The organism is Actinomyces sp. oral taxon 897, from assembly GCF_002999235.1.
Lineage (GTDB): Bacteria > Actinomycetota > Actinomycetes > Actinomycetales > Actinomycetaceae > Actinomyces.
In genome coordinates this window covers 1,817,105-1,834,733 of sequence record NZ_CP027236.1, presented here as the reverse complement: position 1 = coordinate 1,834,733, position 17,629 = coordinate 1,817,105, and the positions used below count along the sequence as shown (strand labels likewise).

At 72.4% G+C, this 17,629-nt stretch carries 14 protein-coding genes; 8 read left to right on the top strand and 6 right to left on the bottom strand.

Annotation, left to right across the window (positions count from 1 at the left end):
* The first annotated feature begins 85 nt into the window (after window positions 1-85).
* From C3V41_RS07410 to C3V41_RS07395, 4 genes are all read left to right on the top strand, one after another.
* A complete protein-coding gene (locus tag C3V41_RS07410) occupies window positions 86-895 on the top strand; it encodes a hypothetical protein (RefSeq protein WP_106109740.1) in 810 nt (269 codons plus the stop codon).
* Window positions 896-924: 29 nt separating this feature from the next.
* Window positions 925-2,613 (top strand): ThiF family adenylyltransferase, encoded by a 1,689-nt coding sequence (locus C3V41_RS07405; protein ID WP_106109739.1) that lies wholly within the window; start codon window positions 925-927, stop codon window positions 2,611-2,613.
* Complete coding sequence (locus C3V41_RS07400) at window positions 2,597-3,094, top strand: hypothetical protein (RefSeq protein WP_106109738.1); 498 nt, start codon at window positions 2,597-2,599, stop codon at window positions 3,092-3,094. The genes C3V41_RS07405 and C3V41_RS07400 overlap by 17 nt, the downstream gene beginning before the upstream one ends.
* A gap of 443 nt (window positions 3,095-3,537) precedes the next feature.
* Entirely contained in the window at window positions 3,538-6,039 is a 2,502-nt protein-coding gene (locus tag C3V41_RS07395; protein WP_106109737.1) for a type IV secretory system conjugative DNA transfer family protein, read from the top strand.
* Window positions 6,040-6,158: 119 nt separating this feature from the next.
* Here C3V41_RS07395 and C3V41_RS07390 read toward each other — a convergent pair whose 3' ends face one another.
* The 4 genes from C3V41_RS07390 to C3V41_RS07375 all read right to left on the bottom strand — a co-directional run bounded on the left by C3V41_RS07390 (window position 6,159) and on the right by C3V41_RS07375 (window position 10,927).
* The gene (locus tag C3V41_RS07390; RefSeq protein WP_165271599.1) at window positions 6,159-7,013 is read right to left on the bottom strand and encodes a lysoplasmalogenase family protein; all 855 of its coding nucleotides are present in this window, start codon (window positions 7,011-7,013) and stop codon (window positions 6,159-6,161) included.
* 995 nt (window positions 7,014-8,008) lie between these two features.
* The gene (locus C3V41_RS07385; protein WP_106109735.1) at window positions 8,009-8,299 is read right to left on the bottom strand and encodes a DUF4235 domain-containing protein; all 291 of its coding nucleotides are present in this window, start codon (window positions 8,297-8,299) and stop codon (window positions 8,009-8,011) included.
* 272 nt (window positions 8,300-8,571) lie between these two features.
* Window positions 8,572-9,630, bottom strand: coding sequence for a YdcF family protein (locus C3V41_RS07380; RefSeq protein ID WP_106109734.1), 1,059 nt, complete (start codon window positions 9,628-9,630; stop codon window positions 8,572-8,574).
* A gap of 238 nt (window positions 9,631-9,868) precedes the next feature.
* Complete coding sequence (locus C3V41_RS07375; protein ID WP_106109733.1) at window positions 9,869-10,927, bottom strand: YdcF family protein; 1,059 nt, start codon at window positions 10,925-10,927, stop codon at window positions 9,869-9,871.
* 440 nt (window positions 10,928-11,367) lie between these two features.
* Here C3V41_RS07375 and C3V41_RS07370 point away from each other — a divergent pair, with 440 nt between their 5' ends.
* Window positions 11,368-11,880, top strand: a complete 513-nt coding sequence (locus C3V41_RS07370) for a PH domain-containing protein (protein WP_106109732.1) — start codon at window positions 11,368-11,370, stop codon at window positions 11,878-11,880.
* Between the two features lie 195 nt (window positions 11,881-12,075).
* On the top strand, window positions 12,076-12,792 hold the full coding sequence (locus tag C3V41_RS07365) for a GNAT family N-acetyltransferase (RefSeq protein ID WP_106109731.1): 717 nt from the start codon (window positions 12,076-12,078) through the stop codon (window positions 12,790-12,792).
* A 218-nt stretch (window positions 12,793-13,010) separates the two neighbouring features.
* Here C3V41_RS07365 and C3V41_RS07360 read toward each other — a convergent pair whose 3' ends face one another.
* On the bottom strand, window positions 13,011-13,355 hold the full coding sequence (locus C3V41_RS07360; protein WP_106109730.1) for a hypothetical protein: 345 nt from the start codon (window positions 13,353-13,355) through the stop codon (window positions 13,011-13,013).
* 380 nt (window positions 13,356-13,735) lie between these two features.
* Here C3V41_RS07360 and C3V41_RS07355 point away from each other — a divergent pair, with 380 nt between their 5' ends.
* Window positions 13,736-14,638, top strand: coding sequence for a peptidyl-tRNA hydrolase (locus tag C3V41_RS07355; protein WP_106110732.1), 903 nt, complete (start codon window positions 13,736-13,738; stop codon window positions 14,636-14,638).
* Window positions 14,639-14,696: 58 nt separating this feature from the next.
* On the opposite strand, the gene C3V41_RS07350 is transcribed toward C3V41_RS07355, so the two are convergent.
* Window positions 14,697-15,212, bottom strand: a complete 516-nt coding sequence (locus C3V41_RS07350; RefSeq protein WP_254423733.1) for a GtrA family protein — start codon at window positions 15,210-15,212, stop codon at window positions 14,697-14,699.
* Window positions 15,213-15,771: 559 nt separating this feature from the next.
* Between C3V41_RS07350 and C3V41_RS07345 the strand changes: the two genes are divergently transcribed.
* Window positions 15,772-17,304 (top strand): M18 family aminopeptidase, encoded by a 1,533-nt coding sequence (locus tag C3V41_RS07345; protein WP_106109728.1) that lies wholly within the window; start codon window positions 15,772-15,774, stop codon window positions 17,302-17,304.
* The last annotated feature ends 325 nt before the right edge of the window (window positions 17,305-17,629 follow it).

Here is a 17,629-nt window from a genome sequence, read left to right as displayed (position 1 = left end):
ATTTTGGGTGATCCACCGAGGCGACACCGTCCGTCACAGGCATTAAGCGCCGGGGCGGCGTCGTACGTAACCGAAGGAGCCCGTCATGGGAAACCTGACCACATCCGCCGACACCACTGTCATTGACTTCGTCCCCACGATCGGACCCGACGGGCGGGCGGTCTGGACGGCCCCTGAGGAGGCGGGGCCGGGCGACGTCGCCCTGGCTGACGGCGTCCTGCAGCCGCTCGCCCACGCCGACGACGCAGGTGGCCTCGTGGCCGCGCCCTGGGGCAGCACGCTCCCCACCGAGCGCATGGCGGGGGGCCGGGGCCCGGTGGACAAGGGGACCGGCGCGGCCAGCTGGGAGGAGGTCGCCAGGCTCATGCGTTCCCTTGAGAACGGTGACAGGAGCGGCGACGTCGTCATGGGACCCGGTGGCACGCTGACCGTGACGGGCCCTGGCGCCAGCTCCGCGGCCCCGTTCTCGGTCCTGCCCACCGAGCGCATGGCGGCCCCCGCACCCACCATCTCCATGGACGACGTCGCGCAGATCCGCCGTATCGACCCCTACAACGTCGAGGGGTGGACCCCGGTGCACACCCCCGTGCTCGACGGCTGGCGTTTCAGCCTCCAGGTGGCCCCGATGGGCTTCCGCTTCGTCTTCCTCGTCTTCCGCTCCCCGAACGACGGGGGGTTCTGGCGGATCTGGGTGCTGCGCCCCAACGCGGACGAACAGTTCGGCCACAAGCCCCACATGATCGAGACCTACGTCAACGGGGAGCGTGTTCCCGTCATCTGCGGCGCGGGCGGCCGGGCCCACCCCACCCTGACGGAGGCCCGGGCCAACGCCGGCAAGTGGGCGCTCTACACCCAGCGCCGTATGTGGGGCCAGGACGTCCTCCTGTCCGCCTGAGCAGGAACAACCAACCAGAAGGGAATGTCATGCCGCACGTCACCAGCCTCCTGGGACGCAGGTTCCGGGCACGCCGCACGGCGTCCCGCTCCACGACCAGGGATCCCGGCGAGGTCGTCCTCCGGTTCTCTCCCGACCTCGTGGAGCGCGTCCAGGAGCACATCGCGTCCTTTGAGCCCGAGCGAGGGGGCGCCCTCCTTGCCGACCACGGCGTCGTCCGTGAGCTCATTGAGGACCACGCTGGTCGGTACTCGCCCGTCAGCTGGGACATCTCCCCTGAGCTCACCGAGCTGGTGGGCAGGGCGGAGAGGGCGGGGCTGGGCGTCCTGGCCGGTACGGTCCACTCCCACCCCGACGGCCTCCCCGACCCCTCGGCGACGGACGTGTGCACCACCACCCACGCCCTCGAGCAGAACCCTCATCTCGACTCGCTGCTCATCTGCGTGGTCACGCGCGGGGTGCCCCGTGACACCGACCTGCCGATCGGCCAGCGGCACCGGATGAGCATCCACGTCCTGAGCCGGACGGCCGACGGGGCGCCCGTCCTGGAGCGCGGGCGCGGCGAGGTCCTCGTCGACGGCGCCGCTGACGACGGCCAGGGGCAGGGGGCGCGGCCCGGGCAGGACGACGGCTTCCTGCCTCCTGAGGGCGACGACGCGCTCTCCCGGGTCCGTGGCCTCGTCGGCTCCCTGCAGGACAGGGGCGTCGTCGTCGCCGGCTGCGGATCCGTCGGCAGCCGGGTCGCCGAGGACCTGGTGCGGTCGGGCGTGGGCCGGGTGGTCCTCATTGACCCCGACGAGGTCAGCGAGGCCAACATGGCCCGCAGCGTCTACACCCGTGCCGACATCGGCGTGCCGAAGGTCTGGGCGCTGGCGAGGCGCCTGCGTGACATCAGCCCGCATACGGCCGTCACCTGCCTCATGGGCCCGCTCCGGGAGCACAGCGGGACCGCCCTGGCCGCCGCACCGGATCTTCTCGTCCTGGCCACCGACGACATGGTCGAGCAGGGTGACCTCGCCGCCCGCGCCTATACGCGCGGCGTCCCCCAGGTCAGCTGCGCCCTGTACCGCAAGGCGGCGGCTGGTGAGGTGTGCGTCGTCATGCCGGTGCTGGGCACGCCCTGCTGGGGCTGCGCCGTCGGCGCCAACCAGCTGTCCGCCAGCGAGCGCCCGGCCACGAACTACGGCGTCGACACCCGTCTCGTGGCTGAGTCCGGGCTCGGTGCGTCGGTCAACCTGGTCGCCTCGGTCGCCTCCCAGGCCGCCCTCGCGGTCCTGGCCGGGCCGGGGAGCGTCCACGGGCGCGAGCTCGTGCACCTGCTCACCCAGGGCCGCACCTTCGGGATCGTGACGACCGTGCCTCACTGGCCCGTCCTGGACCGGGTGCTCCCGGGCGCACCGCACCAGTCGCACCCGCGGAGCCTGTGGCCGGTCGTCCGGCGGGGTGGGTCCTGCCCCGTCTGCGGGCCCGGGGCGCGCCGGTCCGTCCCTGAGGACGCGGACACCGTCTCCGGGCCCGGTGAAGACCTGGAGACGGCCGCCGTGATGGGTACCGCTACTGTGACGGGTACCGCCAGCGGGGCGGCGGGCGGCAGCGTCCTTGAGGCGATCGCGCACGAGCTGATCGAGGGGGCTGAGTGCCCTGACACGAGCTGGCGTGACCTGGAGCAGACGCCCGGGCCTGAGGCCGGGGGCCGGGCGGATGAGCTCGTTCACTGACGACGTCAGGCGGCGGCTGGGTGAGGACGCCGCCCCCTCCTACGGCGCCCTGGTCCAAGGCGGCCAGCACGCCCGGGAGAGTGCGGCCAGCACGTTCCGGATGGGGCGTGATGAGCGGATCCTTCTGTACGGGCTCATGGTCGTGTGCGTGGTCCTGGCTGTGGCCAACCCGCTGCTGGTCGACGGGTGCTCCGGCCAGGGCGGGCTGGTCGGGGCCGCGCGCACCCTGCTCACCTTCCCGTCCGCCTGGTCCCAGTCCGTGGTGATGGGGCTGAGCAGCGTCTGCATCGCCGGCATCGCCCTGACGGCCCGGGGCCTGTCCCGGGTGAGCGCGGACCAGCGGACGGCTCTGACGGCGGCACGCTGGGGCGGGATCGTGGCAGGCGCGCCGACGGCGCTGGTGCTGGCGGTCATGGCGGTGCTCGTAGCCCTCACGGTGACGTTCCTGGTGTGGGTGCTCATAGCTGTTCTCGACGAGTGAGGGGACACGCCCTGGGCAGGAGGCCAGCTCGGTGCAGGGTGCGGGGTGCGGGCGCAGTTGCTGCCCGTGCCCGGCACCGAGCTCGTCGCACCTGCCCGGGGCCGCACCCAGCTGCTCACCCGTGGACGTGGCGCTCCCGCGCTCGTCCTGCGCCTGCCCGGGGCCGCGCAGGACGCCCCGGGCACGGCGCTCGTGCGAGCTGGCAGCCCGGGGGCGGTCGGGCCAGCAGCCCGGACCTCCTCGGCCAGGGCATGTGTCCCAGGTGGCAGGAACTGGGCTGAGAACGGGGAGCTCATGGTGCGCCTGCCGCCCTGTGTCCCAGGTGGCAGGAACTGGGCTGGTGGCCTGCGGCGTGTCCTGGTCTCTGTCCTCCTAGGATGCACGGCGTGCGGCGGGGTGCCTCCTTCTCAGTCTTCTCAGTCGCACCTCCGGAAAGGCCTGGTATGACCACCGACTCCTGTCCTGCCCCCGACCCGGATCCTGACTCCGGGCCTGCCGCCTCAGGCCCCGGACCGGAGGTCCCGCCTCCCGCCCCCGGGGCGCCGTCTCCCGCCCCCGGGGCCCTCCCGTCCGGGCCGGTGGCCACGCAGGCCCTCGACCCGCGCCCGGCCCCGTCCGGGCCCCTGCCTGAACGCCTCTTCCGCCTGGACCACCTCCTGCGCCAGGCCGACGCCCCCGCCGCCGCGCAGCTCTTCACCAACCGCCTGCTCAACGTCCTGGCCAAGCAGCCCCTGGGCTCGCGCCTGACGCTGACCATGGAGGCCGAGCGCAATGGGCAGGTGAACGTCACCCTGGCTGCCTGGGGCGTGGGCGAGCCCTTTGGCGGGGATCTCGTGTGGTGCGGTGAGCACACCCACGTGTGGGAGGAGGTCGACCCGGTGGTGGACCGCCCCCGTCCTGCCGTCCTGCGTGAGGCTGTTCCCGCCGTCAGGGAGCAGCCGCTCTTCCTGAGCCTGACCCGGGCCGACCTCACCCCCGAGGGGCACGCCCTCGTCCTGACCGACACCTCGGAGGTGCCCGGGACCGGGGGCCTCCGCCCCCGCGCCCTGGGGACCTGGCCCAACCCCCTCGCCTGCTCCGGCATGGACCTGCTGCGCACCCTGCGCAGCACCGGGGGAGTGCTGCGCATCCACCTGGCCCCCGCGACCGCCGTCGAGCGCCTCATGCTCCAGGACCAGGTCCTGACCACGGAGGGGCGGGCCTCGGTGGAGGCCATGATGGGTTACATGGGGACCCCGGTACGCATGAGGATGCTCCTGGGAGTGGACGAGGGCGAGGACGTGCCCGCCCGCCTGGAGGTCGCCGTGGACGGCCTGGCCAGCGACATGCTCTACCGCCCCCTGGGTGACGAGGAGGAGCCCGACGCCGTGTGGGGCGGGGGCGAGGACGCCCTCCAGGGCCACGCGGTCCCCCAGGGCATGGCCCGCGGCCTGGTCAAGGTCCCTGCCGCCGGGATCCGCTCCGACGTCGTCGGGGTCCCCTGCCTCCTGCCCACCATCCCCGACGTCCCGGTGGCCCAGGAGCTCCCGGCCACGGGCCTGCGCCTGGGGACCGCCCCCGACGCCTCCGGCCGCCCGGTCACGGTGCGCCTGGGCGTCACCCAGGCCTGCCAGCACGTCCAGGTCCTGGGGGCCAGCGGGGCGGGCAAGTCCACGCTGGCGGCGGGGCTGATCGCCTCGGCCCTGGAGGCCCGGATCGGGGTGACGCTCATCGACCCCCACGGCACCCTGGTCAGCCGGGTGGCCACTGAGCTGACGCCCGGCAGCGCCCACCGGGTCCACGTGGTGCGTACCGCCGACCTGGAGCACCCCACCCCCCTGAACCCCTTTGCCGGGCGCGACTGTGAGGACATGGTGGGGGAGGTCCTGGAGATCCTGTACGCGATCTTCGACCCTAGGCACGAGGGGATTATCGGGCCGCGCTTTGAGCGGCTGTTCCGCCAGACCATGGCGGCGCTGCGGATCCTGCTGGAGGACCGCGCCACCCTGACCCTGGTGCCCCAGGTCCTGGCCAGCCGGCAGCGGCTCAAGGACGTGGCCGACGCCGTCGCCACCCGGGACGAGGAGCTCGCCCGGGAGCTGCGTAGTGAGCTGGTCGACAACAGGTCCTCGGACTTCTCCGACATCCTGGCCTGGGTCTCCTCCAAGTTCGACAGGCTGGTGCGCTCCTCGGCCATGCGGGCCGTGTTCGGCTCCGGGTACCGGGCCATTGACGTGGCCCAGGTGGTGGAGCGCGGTGAGGTCCTGCTCATTGACCTCGCCGCCCCTCGGATCGGCGCCGACCAGGCCGCCTTCACCGGCATGGTCTGGCTCATGGAGCACGCCCTGGCCATGGGAGCCCGCGGGTCCTGGGAGCGGCCCCACCTCGTCGTGGTCGACGAGGCCCACCTCTTCCAGGCCGGGGGGCTGTCCGAGCTCCTGGCGGAGGGGCGCAAGTTCGGCGTCGGCGTGGTCATCGCCCACCAGCACATGGGCCAGCTCAGTGCCTCCCTGGGCGGTGCCGTGGAGGCCAACGCCTCCACGGTGGTGGGGCTGCGCTCCTCCATCCGGGACGCACCCCGGGTGGAGGAGCGGATCGGCACGTGGAGCGGCGGGTCGCTCAGCCGCCTGCCGAACATGCGGGCGGCCACCACCCTGGCCACCCCTAAGGGGCAGACGCAGGCCTTCACCCTGACCATTGACCACAATGAACGCGCTGAGCGCCAGAGGATGCGGCACCCGGACTGGGCGGAGCGGGCGACGGCGGTCACCGAGGCCCGGCGACGTCTGACCAGCAGCTCCCAGGGCGGTCTCAGCCCGCTGGGGTCGGCGGACGTCGACCGGGCGGTGCGGCGGCTGTGCGGCGCCCTGGGCCAGGACGGTCCCGGGCCTGCGGCCTCCACCGGCCGGTCCTTCCTGGACGAGCTCCTCAAGTCGCACCAGACAGTCTCTGAGGAGGACGAGTGAGGACGAGGGGCCCTGTGAGTTCCACGTGAAACCGGGGCGGTCCGGGCGCCCTGGCACCCGGGGGCGGGCGGCGGGCCGGGTGGTTGCCGGCCTGCGGTCCGGGCGCCCTGGCCGGGGACTTACCGATGCTGTCCGCCTCGGCGGGCGTCGTGCTCGACGGCGGCCAGGAGGAGGGCCTGGGCCAGCAGGTAGGTGCTCATGACCAGCCACTCCCCCTTGGGCAGGCGCCGTCCTCCCAGGGCCTGGACGGCAATGAGGGAGTCGGAGAGCGTAAAGAGCGACCCGCCGGCCGCACCCAGGGGCCCGGTGCCCGTGGCGGCCAGGGCCTGGGTGGCCAGTGAGACCGCGTAGAGGGCCCCGACCGGGGCCAAGGCCCCCGAGCCCGGCAGGACCCGCCTGCCTACCGCGACGCCAGCGCCCACCACTCCCAACAGGGGCAGGGGCCAGGCGGGGGAGGTCGGCCGCAGCGCGTTACGGTCTCGGGCAGGGGTCATGGCCGCCGTCCAGCACCACTGAGCGGGCAGGAAGGAGACCACGAGGACCGGCAGGGCCGCCTGACGCGGCACCAGGGCCGGGAGCGTGTCACCCAGCCAGGACCAGGCCAGGGCGCCGTACACCGTGCCCGCCCGGGCTCCCCGCACCTGCCGGTCCGGCCACGTGGCCCAGGTCCCGCCCATGAGCGGCAGGGCCAGGGACTGGGTGAGCCGGACGACCACGTCACGCCGGTGCCTCACCGCAGTACCCTCGGTGGGCTCCCACCAGCAGGCCGCCAGGTGGATGCCCGCGTCCAGGGCTGCCAGGAGCGCCAGCACCCGGCTGGGGTGGGGGCGGGCTGGCCGGGACGGGGGAGCTGGCGGCTGGTTGGAGGCGGGCGCCGGGAAGTCGGAGGCGGCTGGCGGCGACTGACGGGAGGCGCCTGGTGGGAGGCTGGAGGCGGGCGCCGGGGGAGAGGGGCGCTGCCGGGACCGCAGCATTCGTGTGAGGGAGCCGCGGGCAGGGAGCAGCCTGGCCAGGGGCCTGAACCGTGACGAACTGGTAGTTTCGGGCGTTGTTCCAGTGCTTTCCACTAACTGGGATTGTTCTGGACCGCGTCTCGTGTGTGCGGGCCCCTCATTGGGCCGGGACATACGGGGGGTCGGGTCCTGCGACGTGCGAACCATGGTGTCCTCCTGAGCGGATTCTACCGGCTGGCCCGCGGCAGGACCGGGGGTTTGCGCAACCGACACCGTCCGGGGCCGGTCGTCTTCGTCTGGACCTGTGTTTTATGCGATGCCCTGGATGGTTTCCCGAGTACTTGCTGGCCTGTTCGGCGTGCGTGTCGCAATCTGAGGATCAGAACCGATCCCACCCCGCTCTCGCCTCTGTACACCCAATGTCCACGCAGGTCAGGGGCCCGGACCTCGGAACACCTGAGGGTGCCCTCCGCTCTGATCCTCAGATTGCGACAGAACCGGGCGCCAGTCCCACCGGGGTCGTGAATAGACCTCCGTCCTGGAGGCGGAGGCGCCTGTTTGTGCGGGTGCGGCGTCGGCCGGTGTCCTGGATTCTGCGAGCTGGTCGTCAGGCGCCGAATCCAGGTCCTGCCAGCGACCCGCATCGCCAGCTACTGACCCGCCTGCCCTGTGGACGTAGGCCACCGCGTGCGGGGCGGCTCTGGGGCGAGCCAGCCAGCGGGGGCAGGGCCTCGTAGGCCGCTGCGTACAGGGCGGGCGGGCCCTAATCCGGTATCGCGGCCCTGGTGGTCCCGTAGGCCGCTGCGTGCAGGGGCGGGTACGGAGACCTGGAGGCTGGTGCGCGTGCCGGACCGTAGGCCACCGCGTGCGTCGGGCGGGCAGCCGGGCGTTGTCCGGCCTGGGGTGGCGGGACCGTAGGCCGCTGCGTGCGTCGGCGGGCACTCGCTGGCAGGGGTGAGCGGGGAACCGCGGACGCAGGCCACCGCGTGCGTCGGGCGGGCGGCGCCGGCCTGCGCTCAGGCCTTAATGGCGGGACGCAGGGGGTTGTTGCCGGAGCGGCCGTAGACGCCTGCGGCCTTGCGCAGGGACAGCTCGCGCACCACGGCTGCCGTGGCACCGGAGACGATGGCGAACAGCACTACCTGTGCCAGGGGGGTGTCCAGGAGATCCTCCTGCTTGGGGGCGGGTGAGCCGGTGACGGCCCGCCAGGTGGTCGCCACGACCTTCTCGGCCACCATGCCCGCGGCCAGGGTGGTCAGGGCGGCGGTGACCCGCCAGGTGAAGCTGGGGGAGGAAGAACGGGACATGAAGGGCTCCTCTGGGGTAGGGCGGACTTGTACGTGGACGGGCTCGCCCGGGTCGGTAGCCGGACCTGGGCTGTGCCTGGGGCCGTGCCGGGCGCCGGGTGGTCCCAGGTTGGGCGCCACCTGGGACCGGGCTGGCCGGTGGCTGGTCCCAGGCCGGGCGCCTGCTGGTCCCGGGCCGGGCAGCGGATCGGGCGTCAGGCGGCGTCGCCTACGATCATGCCTCATGTTCACGCCGATGGCCGGGTGCCACACGCGCCCGGCGGTACGCGGCGTCAGCTCAGGGTCACCAGGATCACGGCGTAGGCGACGGCGCCCGCGACCGTCAGCGACACCCCCGCCCACCGCTCGACGACAAAGGCCAGGAGCTCGCGCGAGCAGTTCCCCACGAGCTGGTACCAGTAGCTGGGTGCCCCCGTCACCTGCCAGCGCAGCCCCAGCCGGCTGGCCAGCATCCCGGTGCGCGCCACGTGGAAGGCGCTGGTCATAATCAGGACCCGCGCCTCGGCCATCCCCCGCTCCTCCAGCAGGTCGCGGGTGAACAGGAGGTTCTGCGTGGTGCTGCGGGACCGGTCCTCGGCCACGACCTGGCCCGGCGGCACGCCCTGGACCAGGGCGTACGCCGACATGACGTCGGCCTCGGCCACCGGGCTGCCTACCGTCCCACCGGACAGGACCAGCAGGGGGGTGCCGGGGCGCTCGCGGTCGGCCCGCTCCCAGGCGCGCAGCCCGGCGTCCACGCGCGCCGCCAGCAGGCGGGTCATCTGGCCCCGGACCAGCCGGGCCCCCAGGACCAGGACCACCTCCGGGCCCAGGTCGTCCTCCCCCCACTGCCCGCTGTCCTGCAGGAGCCCCTGGGCGACCCATGTTATGAACGTCACGCTACCGGCCGCCGCCAGGGCGATTATCAAGGTCGCCACCGCGGGCAGGACGACGCCGTCGCCCTGCCACAGGAAGGTGGAGGCCACCAGGGTCGCGGTACCGACCCAGCCCAGGACGATGGCGGCCAGGTTGACCGGCCTGCGCCCGCCCTGCATCCCGACCACGCTGGTCACGCTCATGAGTGTGACAGGCAGTATCCACGACAGCAGCCACACGGTCCCCGGCTGAGGCAGGAAGAGGGTGGTGACGGGACCGGTAGGGAGTCCCAGCCACCGGGCCACCACCACCGCCGTGTCCAGGAGCACCACGAGGGAGGCTGTCGCCAGGACGCCGCAGCGTAGCCGACGTCGGTCCCTCCCCAGGGACCAGGTCAGGGCCCCGAGTATGGTGGCCAGGACGACGACGCGGAACAGGAGCACCCCGCTCGCTACTAGGTAGGTATTGTCAACCATGCCGTTTCGTCCCCCTCGCTCCCGTCTTTTCCTCAACTATGCGTGCGACAGCATACAAAGTGGGGCGATGTCCAGGGGCGCTGGCGCGCGGTACCGGCCCCGGGCGCCCTCAGCGTAGGGGTGTGTCTGCGCTGTTGGCTACCGGTCCCGCCCACCGCCCACGGTTCCGCCTGCCGGTCCCGCCTACGGCTCCGCCTGCCGGTTCCGCTCACGGCCTCGTCCCTGGTTCCGCCCGCCCTCAGCGCAGGGATATGTACCCGGCGACCACCAGGGCCGTGTAGGCCGCCGCCCCCGTCGCCGTCAGCCCGGCCCACACCAGCGCCGCCGTCCTGCGGTAGGTCAGGACCGCGACGTACTCGCGCAGCCAGGCGTTGACCGAGAAGTACCAGGCCGTGCGCGCCCAGGCCACCGCCCACGTGGTCCCCATGTCCGAGGCCAGGACGGCGGTGCGCACCGCGTGGAAGGAGCTCGTCACGAGCAGGACCCGCGCCTGCGGCATGCCCTGCCGTGCCAGCAGCTCACGGCTGAGGGCGATGTTCTCCTGGGTCGTGGCGGAGCGGCCCTCCACCAGGATGCGCTCACGTGCCACCCCCTGGGTCACGGCGTAGTCCGCCATCGCCTGCGCCTCGCTGACCGGCTCGTCCGGTCCCTGGCCCCCGCTCATCACCAGCAGCGGCACCCCCGGACGCAGGCGGTCCTCGTCGCGCCACGCCCGGATCCCGCGGCGCACCCGTGAGGCCAGCAGCGGCGGCACCTTGCCGTCAATGAGCCCGGAGCCGTGGACCACGACGGCGTCGGGGTGCGGTACCGCGCGCCGTCCTCCCCAGATCCGCTGCACCGCCGTCTGGGCCAGGAGGATGACCAGGAAGACCCCCAGGTAGAGGCACAGGCAGAACAGGAGCATGGCGGCCAGGAGCCCCCACGGGTTGGCTGTGGCTACGAGCGCGACCGCCACCACAGGCGCCGCGACGAGTCCCAGCCCGGCCAGGAGGCTGAGCACGTTCCCCAGGCGGATCCCCTCCCGGCGCAGGAGCACCACCCCGTTGAGCACGAGGAGGAAGGGCATGAGCCCCGTGAACACAATCAGGGCCGCACTCCCCAGTGTGACCGGGACGTCCAGCCCCGGTACCAGGTCGGCGAGGCGGGACACCAGGCGTATGCTCCACAGGGCCACCAGCAGGGCCAGGAAGCCGTTGCGCAGCTGACGGTTGTCCCGGTGCAGGCACACCCCTAGCAGGAAGCACCACAGTGCCAGGCCCCCGGTGTCTGTCAGGAGCCGTGTCACGTCCGTGCTCATGGCGACCTCCTCCGTATCCTCTCTGGCGCCTGCCTGTGCCGCCTGTCCCCCGGGGGTCGTGCTACGGACGCGGACGGCCCTCGACGGCCGAGAGCCCGGGCCCAGCCCAGGTGATCGTGCCGTAGACGCGGACGGCCCGTGTGGTCAGCGTGGCCAGCATGGTGTTGCTCACCTGGCCGGTCGGCCAGGAGGGCCGGGCAGGCAGGACCAGGGGCCCTTGGTGTCGCCTGCGCCTGGCCGGGGCCAGCCTAGCCTGCTGCCGGTGGGTGGGTCTCGGGTGCTGGGTGCGCCGCGCCTGCTGCCGGTGGGGGGTTGGCCTGGGGCTTAGGTGCTGGGTGCGGGTGCCGGGGTGCTGGGTGCGCCGCGCCCGTCGTCGGGGCGGTGGCGGGGCCGGGGACGAAATCTGTTGAAGACGGTTGAGGTCGTGGCACCATGTACCTATGGCCCTGTCAAAGAAGCTGCTCAGTCGCGACGAGGTCGTGGTACGGCACATGCACACCCATATGAAGATCCTCCTGTGGAGGATCGTCCTCGAGGCCGTGCTGGTCGTGCTCGGCGTCGTCGGCTCGGTACTGGCCCCCAGCTCCTGGAGGCCCTGGGGCCTGGTCGGCATCTGGGCCGTGGTGCTGGTCCTGAGCGTGCCGCTGCTCATCGTGCCGTGGCTGCAGTGGTACTCGCACACCTACACGGTGACCACCAAGCGTGTTATCACCCGCGCCGGCGTCTTCAAGCGCGTGGGACACGACCTGCCGCTGACCCGGATCTCTGACATCCAGCTGGACAAGGACTTTACCGACCGCTTCTTCAGCTGCGGCACGCTGGCGCTGCAGACCTCGGCCGACGACCCGCTCCTCCTGCACGACGTCCCCCAGGTGGAGATGGTGCAGGTGGAGATCTCCAACCTGCTCTTCAACGACGTCCAGGGAGCGATTGACGCCGACCCCCGCAGCTGACCAGGGCTCTGCAGTTGACCGGGGCTCTGCAGTTGACCGGGCCCGCGCCCCTGCTGCCCCGCGCTGCCCCGCCCCGTCTTTCGCGAGAACGGTACTTATTCGTCGTGAGAACGGTACTTGTTCGTCGTGAGAACGGGGGTGTGTGGCGGCGCACGGGCCAGCGGCGTGCCAGGCCTCGTGTGGGACCCTGGGGCGGTGAACGACTTCGCCCCCCTCGAGCCAGACCCCGCCGTCCGTTCCCTTCTCCTTGGCGAGGACGACCTGGTCATCCGTCCCGCCCTGCCCGGTGACCGGGCACGGGTGGCCCAGCTCCTGGCCCTGCGCGGGCACACCGCCGAGGAGGCCCTGGACCAGGCCGCCCGCACCATCGGGAACGTCCCGGTCCTGCTGCTCGCCCTGGCAGGGGAGACTCCGCAGGTCAGGGACGCGCACCCGGTCCTTGAGCCGCCGGGCCGCCGCCAGGAGCCCTCGCAGGTCAGGGGCGCGCAGCCGACGTCGCCTCCTCAGGACGAGGCCCCGGACGTCATGACGCCGGGGGATGTGGCCCTCCCGCCGCCCGGGGACGAGACGCTCGTCCCGGTGGCGCTCGCGGGCGCCTTCCAGCTCCCCGCCACCGCCCTGGAGGTCTGCGGGAAGGAGGAGACAGATGCCCCTGTGTGGGTGGTCTCGGGCCTCGTGGTGGATCCGGATGCCCGACGTCAGGGCGTGGGACGGCGGCTCCTGGCGGCGGTGCTGGGTACCGTGGAGGTCCTGGAGCCCGGTGCGCCGGTCTACTCCGTCGTCAGTGCCACCGACCATGCCTCGATTGCCCTCCATATGGTGCTGGGGTTCACGCAGGTCGCCCGGGGCCCGGAGCTGGCAGGGATCACCTTCGAGGGCGGTATGGGCGTCCTCCTGCGTTACCCCGCGTAGCCCAGGGCTGCTCCCGGGCTGGCCCCTGGCTACGCCCTTCCCGGTTCTGAGCGACGACGCGCTCGCGGGCAGCTGGCCCAGCTCACCGAGGTGCGTCCCTTTCCGCCCTCAGGGGGTCGGCGGGCGGACGTGCGCGCCCTGGGCGCCGCCCAGGCGTTCCTTCTCCTCAGGGGGTCAGCACCCTCTGGACCCTCTGGGGGCGGTGGCACTAACCCGTCTCAGGCCTGGGCCGAGGTGCCCAGGGCGGCGGCCTCCCGCTTACGCTTCTTCTGCTTGTGCCCGACCACCAGGCCGGTGACCTCGGTCGCGAGGCTCAGGGCGACGCAGCCCAGGCCTGCCAGGTGGAGGGGGACAGCCGAATTGTGCTCCCAGTGCCAGTAGGCCCGGAAGTCCGCCTCGTTCAGAGGACACTCCTGGCCGTCCTTCTCAATGGAGAACCCCGAGGTGGGGCCCTTCTCCACGCAGGTGACCTGGGGCGGGTCGCCTATGTGCCTGACCATTATGAGGCCGACTCCGGCCAGGAGGAGAACAAGGGCAATGAGGTGCAGGTACTTGGGTTTCATGGTAGCCCTTCAGGGATTGAGGCGGTGTTTTGAGTGCGAGCATTCTCGTTGAGGATATAACAATATTGAGGCGGACGCCAGTCTTGAGCTGAGTGTCTTCTCATCGCGCGTAGGGTCCCACCATGACCTCCTCCGAGCCCGCCACCTCCGTTCAGGTCCGCTCCGTCCCTGCTCCGGACGCCCTTGCCGCGGACACGCCTGCGCCAGACGCCCCCGCCGTGGGTCAGCGCCCGGACCTCGCACCAGCGGCTGCCACCGGGTCACCCGCACCCGCCCCTCCGGCTCCTGCGGCCCCCGCACCCGGCTCCCAGCCGACCGACCCGGACCCGGCGCCGGGCGTTGTGGACCCCGCCACCGTCGACCCGACGGTCCCCTGGGGCATGCAGATCGCGGTGCGCTACGACAAGGTCCACCCACCGCGCCGGGTTGACGTGGCCGAGGCCGTCGGGCGCGCCGTCGTCGCCCTCCTGGCCTCCCCGCAGGCCGCCCCCGGTGGCTCGTGGCATGCCGCCGTGAGCCACTGGCGCGACCGGCGCATCCGCAAGCTCGTGCGACGTGCCCGCGGCAGGCGCTGGGAGGAGGTGCAGCGTCTGGCGGGTGTCACCGTGGTCCAGGACGGTCCGCACGGCTGGGGGCAGGCGGCCGCCCGTGCGATCGTCCCCGGCCCGGTCCGCCCGCTGCCGCCCGAGATCGCCAAAACGCAGGTGGAGGGCACGCACTTCCCTCACGGCCAGGAGCTCCCGCCTGCCCCGGCCGCCGTGAGGGCCGTCGTCGAGCAGGCGCTCGCGCAGGAGCGGGCCGACGTCGTCGGACGCCTTCACGGCCCGGGGACGCAGCCCCCGGGTGCTCCAGGAGTCCGCCCCCGTGGCGACGCCCGTGGCTCGTCATACTCGCCGCCTACGATGCCCCCACCAGACCGCCCCCGTGGCGTCGCCCGCGGTGACGCCGACTCGCAGGAGGACATTGTTTCCCGCTACATCACTCTGGGGGCGGAGTCGGCGAGCACGGACGCGCTCGTCACCGTCGAGGTCACGCCTCTGCACGAGATGACCTCCGGAAAGCTGTGCGCCCAGGTCGCCCACGCCGCCCAACTGGCCTGGCAGAGCCCCGACCTGCCGGACCGTCTGCGCCGGGCCTGGGCTCGCGACGGCTACCGTCTGCGCGTGACCTTCCCCGACCGGGCCTCCTGGGAGGCGGCCTCGGGCAGGCGCCCCGTGTCGGTGGTGGACGCGGGCTTTACCGAGCTTGACGGCCCGACGGAGACCACGCGCGCCCTGTGGTGAGCCCGGCGGTGCGGAGGTGGACTCGGACTAGGCCCGGGCCCGGACCGGTCCGCTGGTCTCAGCAGGTGGCGGGCTGGGACGCGGGCTCCGACGCGCCCTTGAAGACCCACAGGCGCATGAGGACGTAGAGGTAGATCCCCTCGCAGCAGGCCGAGACGACCCGGGCGAGCTCGGCGTTGACTCCCGCCAGGTGCAGGACGCTGGACAGGCCCAGGATAAAGATGACGTACTGGCTGACCAGCCCGACCGCGTAGCGTGAGCCCTGGAGCGCCAGGTGCCCCGAGACCTGGAAGTTCAGCCAGCGGTTGAGCAGGAGGGAGTAGACCCCCGCTACCGCGTAGCCCATGGTCACCGACACCTGGTACACCCAGTGGAGGTGGTTGTAGAAGACCGACAGGCAGACGATGTCGAGCACGAAGGCGCTGCCGTTAATGAGGACGTAGCCGACGAAGGTCAGGGGCACCCGGGGGCGCAGCGGCGCGGGGACGAGGCGGTGGAGGACGGTCATGAGTCCCAGGAAGGCTTCCGGGGCCCGGCTGCGGCTGCGCGAGGCGTCGGGGGTGTTATCAGGCATCAGGATCTTCGTAGGTGGGGAGGCGGGCTTGACCAGGCAGATCATGGTCTGGCTCATCTGATCTCCTCTCTGAGGCAGGTGCCGTGGCTCCCGTACGTGGCCGGGCTGTGTCTGAACACAGAGTCTTATAGATTGAGGTCCGAACGACAACCTTCCCGGGGAGGAGATCGATCTAGTCCTCAGGGAGGAGGGCAGGGCCCTGGGTGCGGCGGGGAGCGGAGCGCCCCTGTCCTGGTCATTGAGTCCTGGTCATTGAGTCCTGGTCATTGAGTCCTGGGTGCGGCGGGGTTCTGGGGCCTGTGGGGTCCTGGGTCTGGTGGGGAGCGGAGGCCTCCCAGGATCAGGTGAGCGCACCTGTCTTATGCGGGACGTACCTTAGTTGCCGGAGACGTACCTTGTCTGACAGGGACGTACCTTAGTCGCTGGAGACGTACCTTAGAAGTCGTCTAAGGTACGTCCCCGACGACTAAGGTACGTCCTCAATAACTAAGGTACGTCCCGCACGGCTAAGGTACGTTCCTGACGGTAGGCGCAACTGGTCGTGTGGAAGACTGCACCCATGTCTGAGACCACCCTCGCCCCCGCCCTGACGGTGCCAGCCCTGACCAGCCCGGACACCTACACCGACTCCCTGGCGGCCTTCGTGACCGCCTCCCCCTCCTCCTACCACGCCGCCGCCGAGGTCGCCGCCCGCCTGGAGGCCGTCGGCCTGACCGCCGTCAGCGAGACCAGGCCCTGGGGGCCGGGGCTGCCCCGTCGCGGCTACGTCGTGCGCGACGGCGCCGTCGCCGCCTGGATCCTGCCGGAGGCCCCCACCCAGGCCGCTGCCGCCCAGGGCACCTCCGCCACTCCGGCTGGCACACCGCCTACCCAGGGCGTCCCTGCTGGCAGCGCGCCCGCCGACGGTACTGTACCCGCCGGTGCTGCGCCCACCAGCAGCGCGCCTACACAGGCCCCGGGTGCCAGCGCCACCGACGTCGCCTTCCGCATTGTCGGCGCCCACACCGACTCCCCGGCCCTCAAGCTCAAGCCGCGGGCGGCGCTCAACCGCGCCGGCTGGCAGCTGGTCAACGCCGAGGTCTACGGCGGCCCCCTGGAGAACTCCTTCCTGGACCGTGAGCTCGGCCTGGCCGGGCGCCTGACCACGCGCGACGGTGCTACCCACCTGGTGCGTACCGGCCCCCTCGCCCGCGTGGCCCAGGTTGCCCCGCACCTGGACCACTCCGTCCACGACGCCCTGCGCCTGGACCGGCAGGCCCACCTGCTGCCCCTGTGGTCCCTGGCCCAGGACGAGGGTGCCGAGCTCGGCCCTGACGCGGTCGAGCGGTACCTGTGCGAGGTCGCCGGGATCGACTTCGCCGACCTGGCCGGGCACGACGTCCTGACCTACCCCACCGAGGCCCCCGCGCGCTTCGGTCGCCGGGGCGAGTTCCTGGCCTCGGCTCGCCTGGACAACCTCTCCTCCGTGCACGCCGCCCTGGTTGCCCTGGAGGCCCTGGCCGGTGTGCCAGCCGGTGGCGGGACCGCCCGCCCGGGTGCCGTCCTGCCTGTCAGCCCGCGCGACGCCGTCGTCCTGGTGGCGTTCGACCACGAGGAGGTGGGCAGCGAGACCCGCTCCGGCGCGGCCGGCCCCTTCCTGGCCACCCTCCTGGAGCGCCTGGGCGCGGCCATGGGGTACACGGGGGACGCCTATGCCGCGCTCCTGGCCCGCTCCAGCTGCGTCTCGGCCGACGCCGGGCACTCCGTCCACCCCAACTACGCCGGGCTCCACGACCCAGCCGTCCGCCCCCTGGTCAACCACGGCCCGCTGCTGAAGATCAACGCGCGCCAGCGCTACGCCACCGACGCGCCCGGCCAGGCCCTCTGGGCGCGCGCCTGCGCCGCCGCGCAGGTCCCCAGCCAGGACTTCGTCTCCAACAACGCCGTGCCGTGCGGCACCACGATCGGCCCGCTCACGGCCACCCGTCTGGGGGTCACCACGGTGGACGTCGGCGTCCCCCTGCTGTCCATGCACTCCCAGCGGGAGATGTGCGGGATCTGGGACGGGATGTGGATGTCGCGCGCCCTGGCCGCCTACTGGCTCGGTGCCTGAGGCCGTACAAGGTGCGCCAGCGCCTGCCTAGGAAGACGGCGTGCGCTGGCCGGGAGGGCGCTGGTCTCCTGGCGTTGAGGCGCGCGTGCCGGGGCCGGACGACAGGTGCGGGGCGCTGGGGCGCGCCTGCGCCCAGATCCCGTGCCGGTAGGAGATTGGCGCGCCTCCGCGACCTCGACGGCGCCCAGGTGAGCTAGACCCTGCGCCAGCAGGGAGCCAGCTGGGTGACTAGGCGCCGCACGTGCCCTGCCTGCCAGACCCCATGCCAGTAGGGGAGTGGCCGCTGGCCAGGACCTAGGTTCGGGGCGCGCCTGCGCCCAGATCC

Excerpts from the sequence above, each read along its gene's own strand:
- C3V41_RS07385 (WP_106109735.1), bottom strand. The coding sequence starts at position 8,299 with ATGTCCCGTTCTTCCTCCCCCAGCTTCACCTGGCGGGTCACCGCCGCC.
- C3V41_RS07395 (WP_106109737.1), top strand. The coding sequence starts at position 3,538 with ATGACCACCGACTCCTGTCCTGCCCCCGACCCGGATCCTGACTCCGGG.
- C3V41_RS07350 (WP_254423733.1), bottom strand. The coding sequence starts at position 15,212 with ATGCCTGATAACACCCCCGACGCCTCGCGCAGCCGCAGCCGGGCCCCG.
- C3V41_RS07375 (WP_106109733.1), bottom strand. The coding sequence starts at position 10,927 with ATGAGCACGGACGTGACACGGCTCCTGACAGACACCGGGGGCCTGGCA.
- C3V41_RS07400 (WP_106109738.1), top strand. The coding sequence starts at position 2,597 with ATGAGCTCGTTCACTGACGACGTCAGGCGGCGGCTGGGTGAGGACGCC.
- C3V41_RS07390 (WP_165271599.1), bottom strand. The coding sequence starts at position 7,013 with ATGCTGCGGTCCCGGCAGCGCCCCTCTCCCCCGGCGCCCGCCTCCAGC.
- C3V41_RS07405 (WP_106109739.1), top strand. The coding sequence starts at position 925 with ATGCCGCACGTCACCAGCCTCCTGGGACGCAGGTTCCGGGCACGCCGC.
- C3V41_RS07355 (WP_106110732.1), top strand. The coding sequence starts at position 13,736 with ATGCAGATCGCGGTGCGCTACGACAAGGTCCACCCACCGCGCCGGGTT.
- C3V41_RS07360 (WP_106109730.1), bottom strand. The coding sequence starts at position 13,355 with ATGAAACCCAAGTACCTGCACCTCATTGCCCTTGTTCTCCTCCTGGCC.
- C3V41_RS07410 (WP_106109740.1), top strand. The coding sequence starts at position 86 with ATGGGAAACCTGACCACATCCGCCGACACCACTGTCATTGACTTCGTC.
- C3V41_RS07370 (WP_106109732.1), top strand. The coding sequence starts at position 11,368 with ATGGCCCTGTCAAAGAAGCTGCTCAGTCGCGACGAGGTCGTGGTACGG.
- C3V41_RS07345 (WP_106109728.1), top strand. The coding sequence starts at position 15,772 with ATGTCTGAGACCACCCTCGCCCCCGCCCTGACGGTGCCAGCCCTGACC.
- C3V41_RS07380 (WP_106109734.1), bottom strand. The coding sequence starts at position 9,630 with ATGGTTGACAATACCTACCTAGTAGCGAGCGGGGTGCTCCTGTTCCGC.